General features: G+C 69.4%; 14 protein-coding genes. 9 read left to right on the top strand and 5 right to left on the bottom strand.

Features of this window, described 5'->3' with window-relative positions:
* Positions 1-38 precede the first annotated feature (38 nt).
* The 4 genes from AC3WQA_RS15300 to AC3WQA_RS15285 all read left to right on the top strand — a co-directional run bounded on the left by AC3WQA_RS15300 (position 39) and on the right by AC3WQA_RS15285 (position 9,464).
* Positions 39-1,400, top strand: coding sequence for an alkaline phosphatase family protein (locus AC3WQA_RS15300; RefSeq protein ID WP_492675894.1), 1,362 nt, complete (start codon positions 39-41; stop codon positions 1,398-1,400).
* Between the two features lie 156 nt (positions 1,401-1,556).
* A complete protein-coding gene (locus tag AC3WQA_RS15295; protein ID WP_492675893.1) occupies positions 1,557-3,341 on the top strand; it encodes an autotransporter assembly complex protein TamA in 1,785 nt (594 codons plus the stop codon).
* Between the two features lie 209 nt (positions 3,342-3,550).
* On the top strand, positions 3,551-7,294 hold the full coding sequence (locus tag AC3WQA_RS15290) for a translocation/assembly module TamB domain-containing protein (protein WP_492675892.1): 3,744 nt from the start codon (positions 3,551-3,553) through the stop codon (positions 7,292-7,294).
* Between the two features lie 103 nt (positions 7,295-7,397).
* The gene (locus tag AC3WQA_RS15285; RefSeq protein ID WP_492675891.1) at positions 7,398-9,464 is read left to right on the top strand and encodes a M13 family metallopeptidase; all 2,067 of its coding nucleotides are present in this window, start codon (positions 7,398-7,400) and stop codon (positions 9,462-9,464) included.
* A gap of 63 nt (positions 9,465-9,527) precedes the next feature.
* On the opposite strand, the gene AC3WQA_RS15280 is transcribed toward AC3WQA_RS15285, so the two are convergent.
* From AC3WQA_RS15280 to AC3WQA_RS15260, 5 genes are all read right to left on the bottom strand, one after another.
* The gene (locus tag AC3WQA_RS15280; RefSeq protein WP_492675890.1) at positions 9,528-9,878 is read right to left on the bottom strand and encodes a RidA family protein; all 351 of its coding nucleotides are present in this window, start codon (positions 9,876-9,878) and stop codon (positions 9,528-9,530) included.
* Between the two features lie 68 nt (positions 9,879-9,946).
* Complete coding sequence (gene murD, locus AC3WQA_RS15275) at positions 9,947-11,329, bottom strand: UDP-N-acetylmuramoyl-L-alanine--D-glutamate ligase (protein WP_492675889.1); 1,383 nt, start codon at positions 11,327-11,329, stop codon at positions 9,947-9,949.
* The gene (gene murL, locus AC3WQA_RS15270; protein ID WP_492675888.1) at positions 11,329-12,711 is read right to left on the bottom strand and encodes a UDP-N-acetyl-alpha-D-muramoyl-L-alanyl-L-glutamate epimerase; all 1,383 of its coding nucleotides are present in this window, start codon (positions 12,709-12,711) and stop codon (positions 11,329-11,331) included. The genes murD and murL overlap by 1 nt, the downstream gene beginning before the upstream one ends.
* 195 nt (positions 12,712-12,906) lie before the next feature.
* Positions 12,907-15,537, bottom strand: a complete 2,631-nt coding sequence (locus AC3WQA_RS15265) for a bifunctional aspartate kinase/diaminopimelate decarboxylase (protein ID WP_492675887.1) — start codon at positions 15,535-15,537, stop codon at positions 12,907-12,909.
* Positions 15,538-15,840: 303 nt separating this feature from the next.
* On the bottom strand, positions 15,841-17,361 hold the full coding sequence (locus tag AC3WQA_RS15260) for a fumarate hydratase (RefSeq protein ID WP_492675886.1): 1,521 nt from the start codon (positions 17,359-17,361) through the stop codon (positions 15,841-15,843).
* 339 nt (positions 17,362-17,700) lie between these two features.
* Between AC3WQA_RS15260 and AC3WQA_RS15255 the strand changes: the two genes are divergently transcribed.
* The 5 genes from AC3WQA_RS15255 (at position 17,701) to AC3WQA_RS15235 (ending at position 24,013) form a co-directional block, all read left to right on the top strand.
* A complete protein-coding gene (locus AC3WQA_RS15255; RefSeq protein WP_492675885.1) occupies positions 17,701-18,870 on the top strand; it encodes a hypothetical protein in 1,170 nt (389 codons plus the stop codon).
* A gap of 9 nt (positions 18,871-18,879) precedes the next feature.
* Positions 18,880-19,308, top strand: coding sequence for a type 2 periplasmic-binding domain-containing protein (locus tag AC3WQA_RS15250; RefSeq protein ID WP_492675884.1), 429 nt, complete (start codon positions 18,880-18,882; stop codon positions 19,306-19,308).
* Positions 19,309-19,357: 49 nt separating this feature from the next.
* Positions 19,358-20,953 (top strand): methyl-accepting chemotaxis protein, encoded by a 1,596-nt coding sequence (locus tag AC3WQA_RS15245; protein WP_492675883.1) that lies wholly within the window; start codon positions 19,358-19,360, stop codon positions 20,951-20,953.
* Positions 20,954-21,209: 256 nt separating this feature from the next.
* On the top strand, positions 21,210-21,746 hold the full coding sequence (locus tag AC3WQA_RS15240; protein ID WP_492675882.1) for a (2Fe-2S)-binding protein: 537 nt from the start codon (positions 21,210-21,212) through the stop codon (positions 21,744-21,746).
* A complete protein-coding gene (locus AC3WQA_RS15235; RefSeq protein WP_492675881.1) occupies positions 21,743-24,013 on the top strand; it encodes a xanthine dehydrogenase family protein molybdopterin-binding subunit in 2,271 nt (756 codons plus the stop codon). Before AC3WQA_RS15240 ends, AC3WQA_RS15235 begins: the two co-directional genes overlap by 4 nt.
* Positions 24,014-24,192 lie beyond the last annotated feature (179 nt).

Here is a 24,192-nt window from a genome sequence, read left to right as displayed (position 1 = left end):
TGGCCACGATAAACCACCACGAGCCGAGGCAAAGCACCATGCGCCCCACATCCGCCCTGCTGCGCCGCGCGTTCATCGCTGCCTCGCTGCTGGCCATGGCCGGCCTGCACGCGCAGCCGGTACCGCACACCAAGGTCGTCGTCATCAGCCTCGACGCCTTCGCCGCGCAGAGCCTGCGCGATCCGCGCCTGCCCGCGCCCACGCTGCGGGCGCTGATGCAACAGGGCACCTACGCGGCCTCGATGACGCCGATCAATCCCACCATCACCTGGCCCAACCACACCGCCATGGTCACCGGCGTCGACGCCAGCCGCCATCACCTGCTGGTCAACGGCCGCGTGGTGCACCAGCGCGAGGCCACGCCGCCGGAGATCCGCATGTGGCTGCCCAAGTCGCAGCTGGTGCCGCTGCCCACGGTCTACGACGTGGCGCACGCCGCCGGCCTCACCACGGCGGAAGTGGACTGGGTGGCGATCAAGGACGCCAAGGGCATCGACTGGTCATTCTTCGAGAATCCCGATCCGGACGGCAACATCGCGCGCGAGCTGGTGGCGCAGGGCGCGGTCAGCCGCGACGAGCTGGCGCACTTCCACGACTCCTCGCAAGCCTGGCGCGACCGCATCTACACCCGCGCGGCGGTGGACATCATCCGCCGGCACCATCCCGACCTGCTGTTGCTGCACCTCCTGTCGCTGGACAGCATCGAGCACGCCACCGGCTACGGCAACGACGCCGGCATCAACACCATCGCCTTCCTCGACGACCGTGTGCGGGACGTCATCGACGCGGTGCGGGCCGCCGGCGACGGTGATCGCACCGCCTTCCTGATCGTCTCCGACCATGGCCAGCGCAGCCTGCACCACCGGCTGCACGCCGACGTACTGCTCAAACAGGCCGGCCTCGCGGTGCCCGGCGCGAAGCAGCCGGCCTGGAGCGTGGCCGAAGGCGGCTTCGCGCTGATCTACCAGCAGCATGCCGACGCGGCCTCGCGCGACAGGCTCAAGGCGCTGTTCGCCGGCCGGCCAGGCATCGCCGCCGCGCTCACCCCGGACGAAGCCGCGCAGCAGGGCTGGCCCACCCCGGCGCAGACCGACCAGGCGCCCGACCTGCTGCTCTACGCCGCCGCCGACTACGCCTTCGACGACGGCGACACCGGCGCCTTCGTCACGCCCACCGCCGAGCGTGGCGCGCACGGCTACCCGAACACCGACCCGCAGATGCAGGCCATCTTCATCGCCGCCGGGAGCGGCATCCGGCCGCTGGGCGAGCTCCCCGCTTTCCCCAATGTCGACGTCGCCGCCACCATCGCGCGCTTGCTCGGCGTCACCATGCCCGGCATCCAGGGCCGGCCGCTGGGCGCCATCCTGGCACCAGCGCCGCCAGCCGATGGCGGACGCTGAGGGCTTGTGCGTTTTTCACGCGCTCAGCCTGGCCACGGACGGCCGGACACCAGGCAGGCGCGCCAGTGCCGGCCTGGTGGAGCTGCGTACGGGCATGTACCGGACGCGCCGATGAGTCGTCCGGCAGGAAGCCGAACGCCTCACAAGCCACCAACCTTGCCCGTTCCGCGCCACCTGCTCCGCCGCTGCCTGTTCGCCCTGCTGCTGGCGAGCGTGTACGCGCTGCCGGCGCGGGCCGGCGTGCAGGTACGGGTACAGGGCGTGGACGCGGCCATGGCGCAGGCGGTGGCCGCCTCGGTGGCGCTGTCGGCCTATGCCGGGCGCGACATCAGCCCGGCGCAACTGCGCCGCCTCTACGCGCAGGCGCCGGCGCAGGCCAGGGCGGCGCTGGAACCCTGGGGCTACTACGACGCCGACGCGACGGCGCAGCTGCAAGCGGCCGGCAAGGATTGGCAGGTGACGCTGACCATGCACCTGGGCCAGCCGGTCGTGGTGGGCGCCGTGGACGTGCGGCTCGACGCCGACGCGCTCGCCCTGGCGCCGGTCCGGCGTGCGCGCAACGCGATCGAGCGCCTGCGCGGCAAGCGCCTGGACGACGCCGGCTACGAAGCCGCGCGCGACGCCTTGTCGGCCGCGCTCGCGGCGAACGGTTTTCTCGACGCGAAACTCGTCACCCATCGCGTGGCGGTGGACACCGCCCGGCACCGTGCGAGCATCGAACTGGCCTGGCAGGCGGGCGCGCGCTACCGCTACGGCGCGGTGCATTTCACCGGCGCCCCCTTCGTGCCCGGCGTGCTCGAGCGCTACCTGCCGTTCCGCGCCGGCGACTGGTTCGCGCAGGATCAGCTGCTGCAATTGCAGCAGGCGCTGAACGGCACGGACTACTTCGCCGTGGTCGACGTGCAGCCGCAATTCGATGCCAGGGCCAACGACCGTATCGACATCGATGTGACGCTCACGCCGGCCAAGCGCACGCTCTACACCGGCGGCCCCTTCCTCGGCACCGACACCGGCTACGGCCTGCGCGCCGGCATGACGCGACGCTGGGTGAACCGGCACGGCCATCGCTGGAAGAACGAACTGGTGCTGGCGCAGCGCCTGAAGACGCTCGCCACGCTCTACACCATTCCCCTGCCCGGCGACGACCAGCGCAGCTGGAACTTCGGCGCCAACTACCGCGACGCCGATACCAGTACCTCGCAGTCGCACACGTTGGAGCTGGTCGGCAACGCCAGCCGGCAGTGGCGGGGCTGGACGCGCACGCTGGGCATGCATGCGCTGGCAGGCACCTTCACCGTGGGCCGGCACGGCAACGAGCCGGAGTCCACGCCCGGCGTCGAACACGGCAACAGCACGCTGCTGTTCGCCGAGGCCGCGCTCACGCGCAAGCAGGTCGACAACCCCGACTTCGTGCACGACGGCTGGTCGCTCACGCTGGCCGCGCGCAGCACCGCCGGCGACCTGCTCTCCTCGGCCAGCTTCAGCCAGCTCACCCTCGATGCGAAATGGATACACGCCTTCGGCGCAAAGGGCCGCAACCGCCTGATCCTGCGCACCAGCGCCGGCCACCTGTGGAGCGACGACTTCGCCGTGCTGCCGCCGCAGCTGCGCTTCTTCGCCGGCGGCGACCGCTCGGTGCGCGGCTACAGCTACCAGTCCATCGGCCCGCAGAACCGCTACGGCCGCGTGCTCGGCGGCACCAGCCTGCTGGTCGCCAGCGCCGAGGTGGAGCACTACGTCACCCGCAACTGGGGCATCGCCAGCTTCCTCGATGCCGGCAACGCCTTCGACGGCACCGACTATCGCCCGAAACTCGGCACCGGCATCGGCGTGCGTTGGCGCTCGCCGGTGGGCATGGTGCGGCTCGACCTCGGTACGCCGATCCACAACCGGCAACGCCACGGCGTGGTGCTGCACCTCGTGATCGGGCCGGATCTGTGAGCGGGCGCCCCCGCGCCCGGTCACAGGCAGCCCACGGACGGGCCGCACCTGCCGCAGCCGCTTCGTGGCTGCGGCAGGGAGCCACGCCCGCGAAGCGGGCATGCCGAATCAAGAACGGGCAGGACAGCCCGTTCTTGATATAGGCAAGGCTTGGCCCCGATGCGCACCAGTTCGACAATCGCCGCCAGTATCCGGAACCCTCCCATCGCATGACCTGGCTCAAGCGCATCGTCCTGGCGACTACTGCCCTGCTGCTGGTACTGGCGGCGGCAACCTGGTGGCTGCTCGCCACCGGCGCCGGTCTGCGTTTCGTCCTCGCCCGCGTACAGGCAGCCACGCACGGCGCGCTGCAATGGCGGCAGGCGCAAGGCTCGCTCATCGGCCCGCTGCAATTGGCCGGACTGCGCTACGGCGACGGCAAGGGCACGGTGATCGATGTGGCGCAGGCACGGCTCGACCTGCACTGCTGGCCGCTGCTGGCCGGACGCGTACAGGTGCGCGCGCTCGATGCCGACGGCGTGACGATCGCGCTGCCAGCGAGCACGCCAGACCACACGGGCACTGGCAGCTTCTCGCTGCAAGCACCGATCGACCTGTGGCTCGACCGCGTCCATGTCGGCAAGCTGCGCGTGAGCCAGGCCGGTCAACCCGTATTCGCTTCCGACAGCCTCGACCTCGCCGGCCGCTGGACGCACGCCGGCATCGCCATCGACGCGCTGAAGCTGCGCGCGCCGAACGGCCATGTCGATCTCGCCGGCCGCCTCGTACTTGCCGCCCGCGCGCGCGGCGACGGCCACGCCGACTTCGCGTGGACGCTGGGCGCGGCCATCTATGCGGGCCGGCTCGAAGCCAGCAGCAACGGCAAGCTGGCGCAACTCGACCTCGCCTTGCAGCAGCCGCTGGCGGCGCGCCTGCATCTGAGCCTGGCGCAGGACAACCACCACGACTGGCAGGCCACACTGGAGGCGCCGCGCTTCGATCCGGAACCGCTGCTGGGCGACAGCACGCTGAAATCCGTGGCGCTGGCCGTGCAAGGCCACGGCGACCGCCACGGCGGCGAACTGACCGGCACGCTGGATCTCACCCAGTACCGCGTGTTGCTGCAGCCGCTGCGCGCGCGCCTGAGCGACGATGGCAAGACACTGACGCTGCAGCAGCTCGCCGTGAGCTCGCCGCAGCTCAAGGGCAACCTGGCCGCCAGCGGCACGCTGCGACTCGCCGCCAAGCCTATGGACGGCGCGCTGGCGATCCAGTGGAACGACGTGCAACTGCCGGCCGAGCTGGCCGGCCAGCCACTGGCCAGCTCGGGCAGGCTCACGGTACGCGGCAACGCGGAGCGCTACCACGCCGATGGCGAACTCAGCCTCGGCCCACCGAACAAACCCACGCAGCTGACGCTCAACCTCGACGGCACGCCGCAAGCCATCGCACTGCACTCGCTCACGCTGCAACAGCCGCAGGGTTCGCTGACCGCGCAGGGCACGCTGCGATGGCAGACCGCCCTGGGCTGGCAGCTCGACGCCAGGGCCAGAGGCTTCGATCCCGGCCAGCTGTTCGCCGGCTGGAATGGCGCGCTGGATGCCGCGCTGACCAGCACGGGCAAACTGACGCCGAGCGGCCTCGACGCCACGCTGCAACTCGACCGACTCGACGGCCGCCTGCGCGGGCGCAAGCTGAGCGGCCACGCGAAACTGCAACTGTCGCCCGGCCGGGTGATCGACGGCCAGTTGCGCCTGGCCTCCGGCGGCAGCACGGTACGGCTCGACGCCAAACCGGGCCGCGCGAACGATGCCGAACTCCAGCTCGCCATCGCCTCGCTGGGTGACTGGCTGCCCGATGCCGACGGACGTCTGGACGGCCAATTCGCCATCCGCGGGATGCTGCCGAAGCTGTCCGTGAACGGCCACTTGAACGGCAGCGCGCTGGGCTGGCGGCAACAGCGCGTGGACACGCTGCAACTGGTCGTCGGCCTGCCCGATACCAGCCGGCTCGCCGGCAAGCTGGAGCTCTCCGCCGGCGGCGCGCACCTCGGCGGCCTCGCGTTCGGGCGCATCCACCTGCTGGCCGAAGGCAGCGAGGGCGACCACCGGCTGCAACTGGATGCGCGCGGCAGCCAGCTGTCCGCCACGCTGGCACTGCACGGCGCGCTGAAGAACGGCGCCTGGAACGGCACGCTGAGCACGCTGCACCTCGCACCGCAAGGCCTGCCCGACTGGCGCCTGCAGCACGCCAGCCGGCTCGCGTGGCGCGACGGTGCCTTCCGCCTCGACGAACTGTGCCTCAGCGCCGGCGACCCGTTGCTGTGCGTGGGCGCACGGCGCAGCCGGGCCGGCGACCTCGACGCCAGCTATCGGCTGCGCGCGCTGCCGCTGGCGCTGCTGCAGAACGCCGCCGGCGAGGCCGACCTGCCGCTGCGCATGGAGGGCGAACTGCACGGCGATGGCCGGCTCCACCGCAGCGCCGCCGGCCAACTCAGCGGCAACGCCAGCCTCGGCTCCGAACGCGGCAGCATCACCTGGATCGAGCATGCCGATGCGCCGCTGCTGAGCTACGAAAATTTCGCGCTGGACGCCGAGCTCGATGCGCGCAGCCAGCGCCTCAGCCTGCGCACCGCGCTCGACCATGGCGGCAGCGTGAGCGCCCAGGCGAGCCTTCACGGCAAGTCGCAGGCGCTGACTGGCCGGCTCGACCTGCGCCTCAACAACCTTGGCTTCCTCGAACTGTTCGGCAACGCGCTGGCGAACGTGCGCGGCCAGGTCACCGGCAGCTTCCAGTTCGGCGGCACGCTGGCGCAGCCGGCCGTGGGCGGCCAGGCCACGCTGGGCGACTTCGCCGCCGAGGTGCCGGCGGCCGGACTCAAGCTCGCCCAGGGCCAGTTGCTCGTGCACGCGCTCGACGCCCACCGCCTGCGCGTGGACGGCAGCGTGCGGTCCGGCGCGGGCACGCTCAGCGTGACCGGCGTCGCCGGCCTCGCTGGCGACGCGCCCACAGACCTCGCCATCCACGGCCAGCAATTCACCGCCGCCGACATCCCCGCCGCCAAGCTCGCGATCAGTCCCGCACTGCGCCTGCAGCGCGACGCGCAAGGCCTCGACCTCACCGGCTCGCTGCAGCTGGACAGCGCCGACGTGAACCTCGACCAGTTGCCCGACGCCGGCGCCAGCAAGGCCTCGCCCGACGTGGTGGTACTCGACCGCCCGCCGCCCGCGCCGGGCGGCGCGCTACCGTTCGCCGCCTCGGTGAGGGTGGATCTCGGCCGCAAGACCCACCTCACCGGCTTCGGCCTGGACGGCCGCCTGAGCGGCGTGCTCACGGTGAACGAACGCCCCGGCCGCGCCGCCACCGGCCAGGGCCAGATCACGGTCGACGGCAACTACAAGGCCTATGGCCAGAACCTCGCCATCGAGCACGGCCAATTGCTGTTCGCCGGCACGCCGCTGGACAACCCCGGCCTGGCCATCCGCGCGGTGCGCAAGCTCAACCCCAACGCCACCGTCGACGACGGGCAGGAAGTGGGGCTGGACATCGCCGGCACCGCGCGGCATCCGCTGCTCAGCGTGTTCGCCAACCCGGCGATGGAACAATCCGACGCGCTCGCCTACCTCGTCACCGGCAAGCCGCTGGCCCAGGTGAGCGGCAGCGAGGGCGACATGCTGGGCAGCGCCGCACAGGCGCTGGGCTCGGCCGCCGGCAACCTGCTCGCCCGGAACATCGGCGCGAAACTGGGCGTGGACGACATCGGCGTCGCCGACAACGCCGCGCTGGGCGGCAGCTCCGCCTTCACTGTCGGCAAATATCTCTCGCCACGGCTCTACCTCAGCTACGGCGTGGGCCTGTTCGAGCCGGGCCAGGTGGTGACCCTGCGCTACCGCCTGAGCCACCGCTGGCACCTCGAAGCGCAGAGCGCCACCAGCTTCAACCGCGCCAGCCTCGACTACCGGCTGGAGAAATAGCGCCGGGCGACAAACGCACGCGGCGTCAATGCCCAAAGGTCATGCGCCTCGCACACCAGTACCGCGCTATCGTGGTGGTCTTTCCGCAATGAAGGGCACGATCATGCAGCGCACCCGTTGGCTACTTGCCGCCGCCATCGCCGCCAGCTTCGGCGGCCCCTCCGCCTGGGCGGCCACGTCCGCCGCGCGCGGCCCCGTCATCGGCATCGACCTCGCCGGCGTCGATCACGCGGTGCAGCCGGGCGACAACTTCTTCGACTACGCCAACGGCACCTGGCTGAAGACCGCCAAGATCCCCGCCGACCGCTCCAGCACCGGCACCTTCCTCAAGATCTTCGAGCTCACCGAGCAGCACACCGCCGACCTCATCAGGCATGCCGGCGCCAGCCATCCGGCCGCCGGCAGCAACGCGCGCAGGATCGCCGACTACTACGCCGCCTACATGGACGAGGCCGCCATCACCCAACACGGCCTGGCGCCACTGAAACCCGAGCTGTCCGCCATCGACGCCATCGCCTCGAAGGCCGACCTCGCCCGCGTGCTGGGCAGCCGCCTGCGCGCCGACGAAGATCCGGTCAACGCCACCAACTTCCACACCGAACACCTGTTCGGCCTGTTCGTGGCGCAGGGGCTGGAAGATCCCTCGCACACCATCGCCTACCTGCTGCAGGGCGGCCTGGCCATGCCCAGCCGCGACTACTACCTCTCCACCGACCCGCACATGGCCGCGGCGCGCGGCAAGTACCACCCCTACGTGGTGGCGCTCCTGCAGCAAGCCGGCATCGCCGACGCCGCAGCCAAGGCGGACACCGTGATCGCGCTGGAGACGAAGATCGCCAAGGCGCAGGAAACCCTGCTCGACAGCCAGGACGTGCACAAGGCCAACAACCTGTGGACGATGGCCGATTTCGCGAAGAAGGCGCCGGGGTTGGACTGGGCCACCTACTTCAAGGCCGCCGGCCTCGACGGCCAGCAGCAGATTGACGTGTGGCAGCCCGGCGCCACCAGCGGACTCGCCGCGCTGGTGGCCAGCGAGCCGCTGGACGCGTGGAAGGATCTGCTCGTCTTCCACACGCTCGATGCCGCCGCGCCGCTGCTGCCCAAGGCCTACGCCGATCTGCACTTCGATTTCTACGGCCACACCCTGCAAGGCACGCCCGAGCAGCAGCCACGCTGGAAGCGCGCGGTCGGCGCCACCAACACCGACCTCGGCGACGCCGTGGGCGAGCTGTACGTGAAGAAATACTTCCCCGCCTCGTCCAAGGCCGAAGTGCAGCAGCTGGTGAAGAACCTGATCGCCGCCTTCGACGAACGCCTCGACACGCTGAGCTGGATGACTCCGGCCACGCGCGCCAAGGCCAAGGAAAAACTCGTCACGCTGAAGGTCGGCGTGGGCTACCCCGAACACTGGCGCGACTACGCCAAGCTGGAGATCAAGGCCGACGACGCACTGGGCAACCACCTGCGCGCCGAGAAGCACGAATACGCACACCAGCTCGCCAAGCTCGCCGCACCGGTGGATCGCGGCGAATGGTGGATGACGCCGCAGACGGTGAACGCGGTGAACCTGCCGCTGCAGAACGCACTGAACTTCCCCGCCGCCATCCTGCAGGCGCCGTTCTTCGACCCGCAGGCCGACGCCGCCGCGAACTACGGCGCCATCGGCTCCATCATCGGCCACGAGATCAGCCACAGCTTCGACAACACCGGTGCCGACTTCGACGCACAGGGCAAGCTGGAGAACTGGTGGACCAGCGCCGACGAGGCGCACTTCAAGGCTGCCACGGCGCAGCTTGCCAAGCAGTTCGACCAGTACGAGGCACTGCCCGGCCTGCACGTCAACGGCGAGCAGACCCTGGGCGAGGACATCGCCGACGTCTCCGGCCTCACCATCGCCTACCTCGCCTACCACAAGTCGCTCGGCGGCAAGCCCGCACCGGTGATCGACGGTCTCACCGGCGACCAGCGCTTCTTCCTCGCCTTCGGCCAGGCCTGGCGCTCGAAGATCCGCGACGCCGCCCTGCGCCAGCGCCTCAACACCGACGTGCACGCCCCCGCGCAGTTCCGCGCGCTCACCGTGCGCAACCTCGACGCCTGGTATCCGGCCTTCGACGTCAAACCCGGCCAGAAGCTTTACCTCGCGCCGGAGCAGCGGGTGAAGATCTGGTAAGCCGCACGCTGCCGCCCGGCTCGCGCCGGGCGGCTCGCGCCGGGCGGTACGCCGGCGGATCGATCAGGTCACCAGCGCCGCCGTCACCACGATCTCCACCTTCCATGCCGGATCGGCGAGGCGCGCTTCCACCGTGGCGCGCGACGGCGCCTGGCCCGGCACCACCCAGGCGTCCCACGCGCGGTTCATGCCGGCGAAATCGGCGATGTCGGCGAGATAGATCTGCGCACGCAGGATGCGCGTCTTGTCGCTGCCGGCCTGCGCCAGCAGCGCATCGATGGCGGCGAGCACCTCGCGCGTCTGCGTCTCGATGTCGGCGTCTGCCGTTTCGGCCACCTGCCCGGCGAGATAGACCACGCCGGCGTGGATGCTGGCCTCGGACATGCGCGCTCCGGCGTCGATGCGTTGGATCATGGCAGGGCTCCCGTGCGACCACGTCGCGTGAGGGTTGACGAAACGCCGCGCCGACGCGCGGCAGGGATTCACTCGCGCGGTGCGTCCGCGCCGGCGCCGATGCCCAGCCCCGCGATGCCGGCGATGGCGGCGGCGTCGAAGCCGGCCAGCTCGGCGAAATGCCGGCCGCGTTCGGCGTAATCCTTGAACTGATCGAAGCTGGGCGCACCGGGCGAGAGCAGCACCACGCCGCCTTGTGGCGTGACGATGCGCGCCATCTCCACCGCCTCGTCGAAGCTCTCGGCCTCGCCCAGCGGCAGTTCGGTCTTCGCCTGCCGCAAGGCCAGCGCGATGCGCGGGCCGTTGGCGCCCTGCGCCACGATGCGCAGGCGCGGCCGATCCTTCACCGCCGCCACGAACTCCGACCAGTCCAGACCGCGATCGTGGCCGCCCACGATCACCGTGACCTCGCGCGCGGCGAGGCTGTCCAGCGCGGCGCGCGTGGCCTTGGGCGTGGTGCTGATGGAGTCGTTGATGAAGCTGAGCCCCGCGCGCTCGCCCAGCGGCTGCAGGCGATGCGGCAGCGGCTGGAAGCTGGCCAGCGCGGGCGCGGCCCGGATCGCGTCGAAGCCCATCGTCTCCAACGCGGCCAGCGCGGCGCAGGCGTTCAGCGCGTTGTGCTCGCCCGGCGCGGTCATCCCGGCCAGCTCGAACACGCGTGCGCCACCGCGATGGATCGCGCCGTCGGCCACATGCCAGCCATCGGCGGTGCCGAACACGAGGCGCTGCGGATGCGCGGTGGTGCGTTCGATCAGGTTCGCCTGCAAACCGTTGACCAGCAGGGTGCGCGAGACGTCGGCAAGCTTGAGCTTGTCGGCCACGTAGCGCTCGCGCGAGCCGTGCCAGTCGAGATGCTCCTCGTACAGGCTGGTGACCACGCCCAGCTCCACCGCGCCGGCCTCGCCGGTCTGGAAGCTGGAAAGCTCGACAGCCCACAGCTCGGCCGCCTGCCCTTGCAGTTCCAGCAGCGGCAGGCCGATGTTGCCGGCCAGTGCGGTGCGCACGCCAAGCGCGCGGGCCAGGTGCGCCACGAAGGCGGTGGTGGTGCTCTTGCCCTTAGTGCCGGTAATGGCGAGCACGCGCTCCTGCGGGTTCTCGCCGAACCACAGCGCGGTGCCCGAGGTGAACACGGTGCCATGCGCCTGCGCGGTGGCGATCTCGGGTTTGTAGAGCGAAATGCCCGGCGACTTCACCACCACGTCGTAGGCGCACAGCGCCACCGAGCTGGGCTGTTGGCCGTAGACGGTGAGCGCGGCGTCGAAGGCGCTCGCGGCGGCGACCTCGTCCTCGCGGCAGTACAGCGCCAACGGCAGTTGCGGCAACGCGGCGCGAATCGCGCGGATCACGGCGCGGCCTTCGCGGCCGAAACCCCACACGGCCACGCGCTTGCCGGCCAGTTCACCGAGGCGCATCAGGCGATGGCCTGCAGCGCCGCCTGCAGGCGCACCGGAACACGGTGCTCGGCGGACGGCACCAGCCACGGTTCCAATGCGAGCTGCGTCCGGTCGAGCTGGGGCAGGATCTCCGCGCGGAAGCGCTCGACCAGCGCGTCCTCCTGCCACTCGGGCCGCTGCGCCAGCGCAAACATCGCGGCGCGCGCCTCGGCGCCCTCACCCACGCATTCGAAGGGCTTGTGATCCTGGTATTCCAGCAGCGCATCGAAGCCGGCGGCCTGCGTTTCATCGTCGAGCAGGTTGCGGCCGAAGATCGCCAGCAGCCGCGGTTTGGGCAGGAACGGCGCCAGCGCGAGGAACACGAAGTGGCACTTCGGGCACTGCCCGCACCAGCGGTCGGCGGGCTTGGGGCCGAGCAGCTTGAAGTTGCGGTTGCAGCTGGAGAACACGTCGAAATACGGCGTGAGCTTCGCGAAGGCACGCGTGATCGCCAGCTCCGAATACGGACGCAGCAGCGAGCAGTAATCAAGGTCGGCCGCCACGTGCGTGTGCAGCCAGTCGCCCAGGAGCTGCTCGAAGGTGTAGCCCTTGCTCCACTGGTGGTTCACCTGCTGGCCGTCGTACTCCAGCGTGGCGGCGGAGGCGGAGCGCTCATTGGCGAAGGCGATGGAATCGAAGCCGTAGAGGATGGCGGCCACGGCGAGGATGGCCGAGTTCACCGCGGTCACCGGGATATGCCCGTTCCACGCGCCGAGGCGGTTCAGCTCGAACAAGCCGGGCGCCAGCTCGCGCCCGATGTTGAGCGTGGGCAGGCCGGTGCGCTCGGCGCAGGACTGGATCAGCGCGGAGCGGCCGATCCATACCGCGGTGGCTTCGCCGGCTATGGACTTGATCGCCTCGACCGCAACGAGCGAATCCTTGCCGCCGCCGATGGGGATGAGGGTGCGATGGGGAAGCTTGAGGCTTGGAGCCTGCGGTGAATCCGTACCCTCTCCCCCGGCCCCTCCCCCGCTCGCGGGGGAGGGGAGCGAAGCACGGGGAAACTGGATGCGTCCACGCAAGTCGAGCCCATTGCGGTAGGCGAACTCGGCGAGGCCATGCAGGTAGAGCGCGTCGAGCAGGTCGGCGGTGGCGGCATCCAGCGGGCCGTCGGCCAGCTCGATCCTCAGCGGCACACCAGCCTTGTAATAGCTCACGCCGGCGACCAGGTGCAGCAACTTCAGCGCGGCATCGAACGCCGCCTGGCGCTCGCGCGGCAGGGCCGGCGCATCGGGAAAGACGATGCGCTCCACCAGCGGCGCGCCGTCGTCGAAAGCATAGGCCAGCTCGGCCACGCCGTCGGCGTAGCGCGCATGGAGAAAACGGAACGCCTGGGTCAGGCGGGGGTTGATGGTGGTCACTCGTCAATCTCCACAGCTCGCCCCCGTCAAAGAGGGCGCCGGGCGGGCCAGGGTTCGCATCAGCGACCCGGCACGCCCTCGATGGGCAACAAAAGGCATTGTCCCAGAAACCCGCACGATCCGTAGGAGCCTGCGGGTGGGCGATAGGCCCTTCGCGAAAGGCTTCATCGCCCGCCAGCGGGCTCCTACGAGCGGTCAGTTGTCCAGCACCACCTCTTCGGTTTCCCCGCGCAGGTTGTATGGCGAGGACATCACCTTGCCGTAGGCGCCGGCCTGGGCAATCAGCATCACGTCGCCTTCCTGCGGTTCCGGCAGGCGACGGTCGCTGCCCAGCACATCGCCGGATTCGCAGATCGGACCGACCACCTGGAACAGGCCGGTGGCTTCCTCGTCCAGCCGCGTGAGGTTGGCGATCTCGTGCCAGGCGTCGTACAGCGCGGGGCGGATCAGGCTGTTCATGCCGGTGTCCACGCCAAGGTAGCGCCAGCTGCCCTTGCCCTTGGTCTGGGTGACGCGCGCCAGCAGCACGCCGGCATCGGCCACCAGGTAACGACCCGGCTCCATCCACAACTGGTAGTGCGGATAGGCGGCCTTGACCTCGCGCAGCACCTTGTCCAACGCGGCGATGTCCAGCGCAGCCTCACCCGGATGCGCGGGCACGCCCAGGCCACCACCGATGTCGAGGAAGCTGATGCTGCCGATCCGCTCGGCGAGGCTGGCGAGCTGGCCGTGCACTTCGCCCCAGTGCCTGGCGTCGAGCACGCCCGAACCCAAGTGCGCATGCAGGCCGCGCACGGTGACGCCATGCGCGTCGGCATGACGCAGGAAGGCATCGAGCTGCTCCAGCGGCAGGCCGAACTTGCTGCCGCTGCCGCCGGTGCGCACTTTCTCGTGGTGGCCCAGGCCGCGGCCCAGATCCAGTCGCAAGGCGATCTCGCGGCCACGGAACAGCTCGCCCCAATGCTCGATGGGATGCAGCGCATCCAGCGTGATGGTGGCGCGCGTGGCAAGCCCTTGCACGTAATCCTCGCGCGCGGCGAAGTTGGGCGTGAACAGCAGCGGCGTACTTTCCGGCACGACGCGGCTCACGGCTTCCAGCTCGCCCGGCGAGACGCACTCGAAGGCGAAGCCTTCCCCGGCCAGTGCACGCAGGATGGCCGGATGGGTGTTGGCCTTCACCGCGTAGTGCAGTCGATCCACCGCCGCCAGCGATTTCAGCGCCCGCGCCTGCGCGCGCACCGTAGGCAGGTGGTAGACGTAGCGCGGCGTGGCTTCGGCGGCCAGCGCGAGCAGGCGCGCGCGTTCGGCCAGCGCGCGCCACCACGCGGCGGACAGCGCCGTCTCGCCCGTACCGTAGAGGCTCTGCCAGCTGGGGCCGAACAGCGCGCTGTCGTCGGTGCGCAGTGCGCCGGCGGCGATCAGCAGCTCGTGCAGGTGCGGGATCAGCGTGTCGACCACGTCCTCGTCCACCACGAAGGTGAGGTTCAAGTTGTTGGACGATTGCGAGATCAGGTGTACGCGCAACTGGTCGAATTCGGCCAGCACGGTGGAGAGCGTATGCAGCATCGAGCGCATGCCGCGACCGACCAGGCTGATCGCGGCGCAGGGCGCGATCACCTTGACCCGGCACACCTTGGCCAGGTCGGTGGCCAGCGCGGCGATGGCGTCGGAGTCGAGCAGGTTTTCGGTGGGGTCGAGCGAGACGGTGACGTTGGTTTCGGCCGAACCGATCAGGTCCACCGACAGGCCGTGCTTCTTGAAGTATGCGAACACGTCGGCGAGGAAGCCGACCTGTTGCCACATGCCCACCGATTCCATCGAGATCAGCGTGATGCCCTTGCGCGCGCTGATCGCCTTCACCGAGGGCGCGTGCTCGCGCACCTGCGGGCCGATCACCGTGCCGTCCAGTTCCGGCCGGTTGGTGTCCTTCACCAGGAGCGGCACGCGCGGCTCGCGCAGCGGCGACAGGCAGCGCGGGTGCAGCACCTTGGCGCCGGTGGAGGCGATTTCCTGCGCCTCCTCGTAATCGAGCTTCTGCAGCAGGCGCGCGCCAGGCACCTGGCGCGGGTTGGCGGTGAACATGCCGGCCACGTCGGTCCAGATCTCCACGCGCGCGGCCTTGAGCAGCGCGCCGAAGTAGGACGCCGAGGTATCCGAGCCGCCGCGGCCCAGCAGCACGGTGCGGCCCCCGCTCTCGTTGGAGACGGGCTCGCGCGCGATGAAGCCCTGGGTGATGAATACCTCGCCCTGCCCCGCCAACCGCGCGCCAAGGGCAGGGTCGGGCTTGGCCTCGACCATCGCCGAGAGCAGCTTGGTGCGCTCGTTCTGGTTGGGCAGCGCGATGGCTTCGAGGCAGTCGCGCGCGTCCACCCACTGCGTGGGCAGGCCGGCATGGGTGAGGAAGGCCGCGCCCAGCGCGCTGGAGAGCAGCTCGCCATGGGCCTGCACCCGCGCCTGCCAGGCCAGCTCGCCCAGCACGGCCGGGCCGTCCGCCGCGAGCGCCATCAGCTCGTCCAGCCGCGTGCCCAGCGTGGGGGGTAGCGGCAACTGCATGTGGCCGAGCAGGTCGTGGTGGCGCTGTGCGATCGCGTCGGCCGCCGCCTTGCGTTTGCCCGCATCGCCCGCACCGCACAGCTGTTTCAGTGCGTCGGTGATGCCGGTGAGCGCGGACACGACCACCAGCACGCGCGCGCCTTCGGCACGGCGGCTGGCGACCAGCTCACGGATGTTCTGCCAGCGCGGCAGGGTGGCGACACTGGTGCCGCCGAACTTCATCACGATCCAGGGGGCGCCGGCAGGAAGCGGCGCGGAGGCGTTCAAGGTCACGGGCGATCGGGCCATGGTTGCGGGAAAAGCGTTCCCGCCAGTGTTGCGCTGCCGCAAAGCAATTGCAAGACGCCGCGCCATTGCCGCGATATGGACGTTTAGACATCCATCCGGTGACTGGCCTTGAGCATGGGGATGGCTGCTGTCTGCCCCGCGGGAACAGCGATGGCCCAACCCCTCTCCCGCTTGCGGGAGAGGGGTTGGGGGAGAGGGTGCCGGGGTTTGTTGCAAGCCTCGCACCCTCGCCTCAATCCTCTCCCCACAGGGAAGAGGAGGCGAAGGCGTGCGCTTTGCGCACAGGCTTTATTCGATAACGACGAGGGGAATCTTGCCGATCTTGCCGCGCCATTCGCGCGGGCCGGTCTGGTGCACCGAGACGCCGTTGCTGTCCACCGCCACGGTGACCGGCATGTCCTGCACCTCGAACTCGTAGATCGCCTCCATGCCCAGATCCGCGAACGCCACCACGCGGGCGGCCTTGATCGCCTTGGAGACGAGGTACGCCGCGCCGCCCACGGCCATCAGGTACACCGCCTTGTTGTCGCGGATCGCCGCGATGGCGGCATCGCCGCGCTCGGCCTTGCCGACCATGCCGTACAGGCCGGTCTGTTCCAGCATCTGGCGGGTAAATTTGTCCATGCGCGTGGCGGTGGTGGGGCCGGCGGGGCCGACCACTTCGTCCCGCACCGGATCGACCGGGCCGACGTAGTAGATGAAGCGGCCGGTGAAATCGACCGGCAACTGCTCGCCGCGGTTGAGCATCTCCACCATGCGCTTGTGCGCGGCGTCGCGGCCGGTGAGCAGCTTGCCGTTGAGCAGCAGGGTTTCACCAGGCTGGAAGCTGGCGATTTCCTCGCGGGTGATGGTGTCGAGGTTCACCCGGCGCGCGTTGGTGGGGTTGAAGGTGAGCTTGGGCCAGTCCTCCAGCGAGGGCGGCGCCAGCGTGACCGGGCCGGAGCCGTCAAGCACGAAGTGCGCGTGCCGGGTGGCGGCGCAGTTGGGGATCATCGCCACCGGCAGGTTGGCAGCGTGGGTGGGGTAATCCTTGATCTTGACGTCGAGCACGGTGGTCAGGCCGCCCAGTCCCTGCGCGCCGATCCCCAGCGCATTGACCTTCTCGAACAGCTCGGTGCGCAGCTCTTCGATGCGATTCTTCGGGCCACGTGCGATCAGCTCCTGGATGTCGATTTCCTCCATCAGCGCTTCCTTCGCCAGCAGCATCGCCTTCTCGGCGGTGCCGCCGATGCCGATGCCCAGCATGCCCGGCGGGCACCAGCCGGCACCCATCAGCGGCACGGTCTTGAGCACCCAGTCCACGATGGAGTCGGAGGGGTTGAGCATGACGAACTTCGACTTCGCCTCCGAGCCGCCGCCCTTGGCCGCCACGATCACTTCCACCGTATCGCCCGGCACCACCGACACGTTCACCACCGAAGGCGTGTTGTCCCTGGTGTTGATGCGCTTGCCGGCGGGGTCGGCCAGCACGCTGGCGCGCAGCTTGTTGTCGGGGTCGAGGTAGGCGCGGCGCACGCCTTCGTTGGCCATGTCCTCCACGCCCATCGTCGCGTCGTCCCAGCGCACGTTCATGCCGATCTTCAGGAACACGGTGACGATACCGGTGTCCTGGCACAGCGGCCGATGGCCTTCGGCGGCCATGCGCGAGTTGATGAGGATTTGCGCCATCGCATCCTTGGCGGCCCGCGACTCCTCGCGCTCATAAGCCGCCGCCACCGCTTTGATGAAATCGACGGGGTGGTAGTAGCTGATGTACTGCAGCGCGTCGGCGACAGACTGGATCAGGTCTTCTTGCTTGATGGCGGTCATGGGGCAACTCGTGGGGCGATGGGTGCCGCGACGGGCACGACAGCCGCCTATTGTGCCGCAGCCGTCGGCACGGGCAAAACGACCATCGCAGAAAGATACGGCGGTTTCACAATGGCCGCCGCATGATCCAGCCACCAAAACGCGCCGCGGCAACCCTTCGCCAGCATGGCCGTCGCTGCGACACCCGCAGGGAAGCTCAAGCTTTCACACACTGGGCCGCTAACCCTGCCAAGGCCGTCGGGCCACTCCGCTACCAAACACTCTCTCCAAGAGACACCCCACATGCATTACTCCAAGGCTCTTCCCCCCCGCACCTTAGCCCTGTCGCTTGCCATGGCCATGGCGATGCCACTCGCCGCGCACGCCGATGACGGCTTTTCCTGGCGCTTCTCCGGCTTTGGCACGGCGGGTGTAGTGGACACCAATTCCCGCGACGTGCTGCTGGCCAACCCGGGCCAGCTCAAGGGCACGCAAAAAAACCCGTCCGGACTGGTGGACAGTCGCCTCGGCGGCCAACTCGACCTGACCTTCAACCCCAAGCTCTCCGCCACCGTGCAAGCCATTGCCATGCAGGACGCCAGGGGACGCTTCCGCCCCACGGTGGAGTGGGCCTTCTTGCGCTACAAGCTCAGCAGCGATCTGACCATGCGGCTTGGTCGCCTGGGCTGGCCGGCCTACCTGGTTTCCGACTACCGCTACGTGGGCTACGCCAATCCGTGGGCGCGCGCGCCACTGGAGGTCTACAGCCTCGCCCCGCTGGACAACTACGAAGGCGTCGACCTGGTCTGGTCGCACCCGGTGGGCGAAGGCTATCTGAGCGTGCAGGGCCTGGAAGGCCACGCATCCACCCCCTACCCCTCCACCGCGACCAAGTCCGGGCGACTGAAGGTCAACCAGCTGACCGGCCTGTACATCACCTATGAGATAGGCAACCTGCGTCTGCGTGGCGGTGCCAGCACCGCTAAGGTGACACTGGCCAACATCGACAACTTGAACATGCTGGTCGGCGGCCTGCAGATGACCGGCTTCACCCACATTGCCAACGCCATCGTTGTGGACGGGGCACGCACGACATTCACGAGCCTCGGCGCGAACTACGACAACGGCAAGCTGCTGCTTACCGGCGAATACGGCAGGCTGCATTCCAGTTCGGTCGCGCTGGGTACCAGGCAGGGCTGGTACGGCACGGTGGGCTATCACTTCGGTAAATGGACGCCCTATGCGACCTGGGCCGGCTTCGGCAAGCGCGACGTGAGCGCCAATTATGTGGTTCCGCCATTCGGCCCATTGGTGCCGTTGGCCGTGGGAGTCGACAGCTTCACTCTCGGCAACAGCCAGCACACCGCCTCGATTGGTCTGCGTTGGGACGCTTTCAACAACGTAGCGATCAAATTGCAGGCCGACCACGTGAAGCCCTCCAGCCAGGGGGGCACGTTCAAGAGCGTGCCTTACGGCTTCAACGGTCATGCGGTGAACATTACCTCCGTAGTCGTCGACTTCACTTTCTGAGGCCTCACCATGCAACCCATCCTGCGCAATGCACTACTCGTTGGTACTTTGGTTTTCGTCGGTGCGCCCGCCTTCGCCGGCACCGCGGTGATCGTGAGCTCATCGAGCCCGGTGAAAGCCCTCAGCAAGGACGAGGCAGCAGCCTTGTACCTGGGCAAAACCAGCACCCTGCCCGCCGGCGGCAGCGCCAAGCTGTACGACTTGGCCGACTCCAATCCCCAACGCGAGAAGTTCTATCAGGCCGCCACCGGCAAATCGGCCAGCCAGGTGAAGTCGGTATGGTCGCGCCTGGTGTTCTCCGGCCGCGCGGTACCACCCAAGGAACTCGGCAACGACGCCGCCATGGTCAAGGCGGTGGCGGCCGATCCGTCCGCCGTCGGCTACGTGGACAGCAGCGCGGTGAACGGCTCGGTGCGCGCGGTGCTGCAGCTGCCGTGACCCCGCGGGCCCGCTCCGGCGGGCCCGCCCACGAACCCCCGGGGTATCCATGAAGTTCAAGACCCGCATCCTGCTGCTCCCTGGCGTGACGCTGGCGCTGTTCGTGGCCGGCTGGTTGATCGGCAGCACCATCGCCGCGCACACCGCCACCAACGTCAACGCACTGGGCAGCACCGACTATCCCTATCTCGAAGGTGTGAGCCACCTGGACGAGCTCAGCAAGCGCACTACCCAGACCATCCAGAGCGCCGTGGCCGAAGGCGACAAGAGCAAGCTGGACGACGTGCACGCCATCGCCGGCAACGTCGCCAGCGAAGCCAAGCGCCTGTCCACCCTGGAAGGCCACGCGGCCAGCGCCAAGGCATTGGGCACGGCCTACGATGCCTATGTCGCCGCGGCCACCGCCGCCGCCAACGTCATGCTGGCCGGCAAGGGCGACAGCGGCAACGTCGTGGCCTCGATGCAGCAGACCCAGAAAACGCTGGAAGATCTGCTCACCCACGAAACCACCAGCGCGCGCAAGGCCGTGCAGGATCGCCTGACCGCCTCCGGCCAGGGCGTGCGCCACGCCATGGTCGCCAACACCATCTCCGGCGCCGCCACCGTGGCGGTGCTGGTGCTGGGTGCCTGGCTGGTGCTGCGTGCCATCGCGCGCGACCTTGGCGCCGAACCCGAGCGACTGAGCGAGATCGTCGAACGCATCGCGGCCGGCGACCTGCATCAGGAAAGTGACGAGCATGCCCACCCGCAGTCGGTGTTGGGCAAATTGCAGGGCATGACCCATCAATTGAACGACATCGTCGGCGCGATCCGCAGTGTTTCGCAAAGCGTCAGCGAGGCCTCCGCGCAAATCAGCGAAGGCAATGACGATCTCTCGCAGCGCAGCCAGGACCAGGCCGCCGCACTGGAGGAAACCTCCGCCTCCATGGAGGAAATGAACGCCTCGGTGAAACACAACGCCGAGAACGCCGGCCAGGTCGACCAGCTCGCCAGGAACGCGCGCACGCAGGCCGAACTGGGCGGCCAGGTGATGGCCGAGGCGAACGACGCCATGCGCGCCATCGCCACCGCCAGCCACCGCATCGCCGACATCGTGGGGTTGATCGACGAAATCGCCTTCCAGACCAACCTCCTGGCGCTCAACGCCGCCGTGGAAGCCGCCCGCGCCGGCGAGCAAGGCCGTGGCTTCGCGGTAGTGGCCAGCGAAGTGCGCAGCCTGGCGCAACGCTCGGCCAATGCGGCCAAGGAGATCAAGGCGCTGATCGCCGACAGCGTGGGCAAGGTCGACGCCGGCAGCGCCCTGGTGGAACGCTCCGGCCAGACCCTCGCCGGGATCATCGACAGCGTGAAGAAGGTCACCGACAGCGTGGCCGAAATCGTTGCGGCCAGCCAGGAACAGGCGACCGGCATCGACGAGGTGAGCCGCACCATCACCACCATGGACGACAACACCCAGCGCAACGCCGCCCTGGTCGAGCAGGTATCGGCCACCAGCCGCGCCATGCAGGAGCAGGCCGGCGCGCTGATTCACCAGGTCGCCTTCTTCACCCTGGCCGACACGCCTGCCGGAAGCACAGACGCGGAAGCCGTGCCCACCGACCCGCCAGGCACCGAGCTGGCGCTGCGCGACGATCCGGCGTTCTGAGCACCCGCGAAAATCACCTGCCTGCCGTGGTCGCCGCGGCGCGCCCCTGACCGCGGCGCGTGAAAGCGGCGACCATTGGAGGCATCCAACTTCCCTGGTTTTCACGCCACACGGCGCGCCCGGCAACGCCCGCATTCCTCACCGGCACGGCCCCCGCACGCCACGCCATGGATCGGTGCCTCGTTCAGCACCACGCATTCCTAAGCCGGCCACGGCAATGCCACAATGCGCGGGATACCTCTTGAGGAGACCCCGCATGGCGCCAGCCCCAGCCCATGAAGCACCGGCAAAGACGGACAAATCCGCTGCGCCCGCGGCAGTTCCAGCCGGCATCGCCTTCGAGGTCAACGGCGAGCGCTTCACGCACACCGGCGACCCCCACATGCCGCTGCTGTGGTACCTGCGCGACGTGCTGCGCCTCACCGGCACCAAGCCCGGCGGCGTCCACGGCGAAGACGGCGCCGACCTGGTGCTGGTAAACGACAAACTGGTGGCGGCGATCACCCAGCCGATGGCCAAACTGGCCGGCAAGCACATCACCACGGTGGAAGGCCTGGCGGCCCACGACGGCGCCTTGCACCCGCTGCAACAGGCCTTCATCGATGAGGACGCGATCGGCTGCGGCTACTGCACGCCGGGCTGGCTGATGGCGGGCGTCGACCTGCTCAAGCGCAAGCCGCACCCCAGCGACGCCGACATCGACCAGCTTCCCAACCGTTGCCGCTGCGGCTGCCAGACCCGCGTGCGCGCGGCGATCAAGCGCGCCGCCGCCGGCAAGGCAGGCCAGCCATGAGCCCCCATCAGCCCCACGGCATCGCGCTGTCGCGCCGCCGCTTCCTGCAGATCCTCGCCGGCAGCGCCGGCGCCCTGGTGGTGGGCATCCGCTACGCCACCGCCGGCGAGCCGCCGCTGCCGCCCGAATGGCTGGGCAATCATTTCCACGAACTGGGCGCCTACGTGCGCATCGACGCCGAGGGCAACGTGCTGATCGGCGCGCGCGACCCCGACACCGGCACCGGCGTCGCCACCGCGTTGCCCATGGTCATCGCCGACGAGCTGGACGCCGACTGGAATCGTGTCAGCGTGGTACAGCTCGGTCTCGGCGTGACCGCTGGCGACAACGGCCAGCCACACTGGACGTATGGCCACCAGCGCGGCGGCACCGGCAATGCCATCCCCGCCGCCTGGGCCGACCTGCGCCAGGCCGGTGCGCTCGCGCGCTGGCTACTCACCCAGGCTGCGGCCCAGCGGCTGGGCATCGCCGCCGACCGCCTGCGCTGCGAAGCCGGCACGGTGATCGCTCCCGACGGCCGCCGCGTCACCTACGGCAGCCTGGTTGACGACGCCAGCCAGCTCGACCTGCCCGCGCAGGCACCCGCGCCCAAGGCACCCAACCACTACACCCTGATCGGCAAGCCGGTGGGCGACGTGGACGCGCACGCCATCGTCACCGGCCAAGCGCGGTTCGCCATCGACCACCACGAAGCCGAGGAACTGGTCGCCGTGCTGCTGCACTGCCCGTGGCACGACGGCAGTCTGGGCAGCATCGACACCGCATCCGCGCTGGCCATCAAAGGCGTGGTGAAAGTGGTGCAGCTCAAGCCCGAGCCCCACCAGCCGCCCGGCTACACCGTGATCGCCCCCGCCGTGGCGGTGCTGGCGGAAAACACCTGGGCCGCGCTCGAAGGCCGCGACAAGCTCAAGCTGACCTGGCAACCCGGTCCCAGCGCCAAGGAAAACAGCGCCGCACTGGAACAGCAAGCCACCACCCTGCTCGACGGCGACAGCGCCCCCACCACCCGCGTGCGCAACGATGGCGACGTGGACAAAGCCGGCAAGCATGCCGCGCGCCGCCTGGATGCCACCTATTACCAGCCCTGGCTGGCACACGCCTGCGCCGAACCGACCAACTGTCTGGTGCATCTGGAAAAGGACAAAGCCCGCCTGGTGGTGCCCACCCAGGCACCGCAGCAAGCCTGGGCAGTGGCACAGCGCCTCACCGGGCTGCCCCCCGCGCAGATCGAGATTCGCGTGCCGCGCGTCGGCGGCGGTTACGGCCGCCGGCTCGACCACGATTTCGTGGCCGAAGCGGTGATGCTGGCCAAACTGGTGGACAAACCCGTGCGCCTGCTGTGGACGCGCGATCAGGACCTCACCCACGACTGGTACCGCTCCGCCACCGCGCACAAACTCAGCGTCATGCTGGACGGCAAGCGCAGGATCACCGGCTGGAACCAGCGCATGGCCAGCGCTTCGGCGCTCAGCGGGCGCGGCGTACCGCCCGATCGCCAATGGACGTCGGAAGTGGCGTCCGACCAGTTGCCCGCCGGCCTCGTGCCCAACCTCCGCAGCGACTGGTTCGCGCTGGAAAGCACGCTGCCGCGCGGCCCGCACCGCGCCATGCCGCACCTGGCCAACGCCTTCGCGGTGCAAAGCTTCGTGGACGAAATCGCCCACCTCCTGCACGAAGACCCGCTGGTTACCCAATTGCGCCTGCTCGGCGAGCCGCGCAGCGTCGCGCTCTCGGGCGGCGCCACGCTGGACACCGGCCGCCTGCGCAACGTGCTGCAACAAGCCGCCGAGCGCATCGGCTGGAAGAACTGGCTGCGCAGCGTCAACGGCCTCGGCCTGGCCTGCTGGCACATGGACGGCGCCTACGTGGCGCACGCCGTCGAGGTGTCGCGCCAGGGCGAAGCGTTGAGCATCGAGCGCTGCGTCTGCGCGGTCGACGTGGGCCGCGTCATCAATCCGCTGGGACTCGAAGGCCAGGTGGCCGGCGCCACGCTGGATGCCCTCTCCACCGCCATGAACCTGGCCATCACCAGCAAGGACGGCCAGGTGCAGCAGCACCACGGCAAGGACTACCCACTGGCCAGCATGGCCCAGTTGCCCAAGCAGGTGGAGGTGATCGTCATGGATGGCGGCGACCGCGCGCCCACCGGCGCCAGCTTCCTCGCCATGCCCACCGCCGCACCCGCGCTGGCCAACGCGGTATTCCGTGTCAGCGCGGTGCGCGTGCGCCGGCTGCCGCTACTGAAGGAGTTCCAGCGGCTGTTCTGAGCGCCGGTGAAAAACCGGCGAACCTTCCGCGGCACGCCCCACGGGACGCCAGCGCCGTTCGCCCTGAGCTTGGACGCGTCGCACCGACGCCGAAGGCCGCGCCACCATTGGCTTCGGCAACAGCGTGGTTCAACACCAGCCGCACCCGTTCCGAACGGAAACGGGCCGCGGCGGATCAA

This window comes from Rhodanobacter sp. FW106-PBR-R2A-2-24 (genome assembly GCF_058789615.1).
Note: the sequence above shows the minus strand (reverse complement) of the source record. Positions and strands in the feature narration are given on the sequence as shown.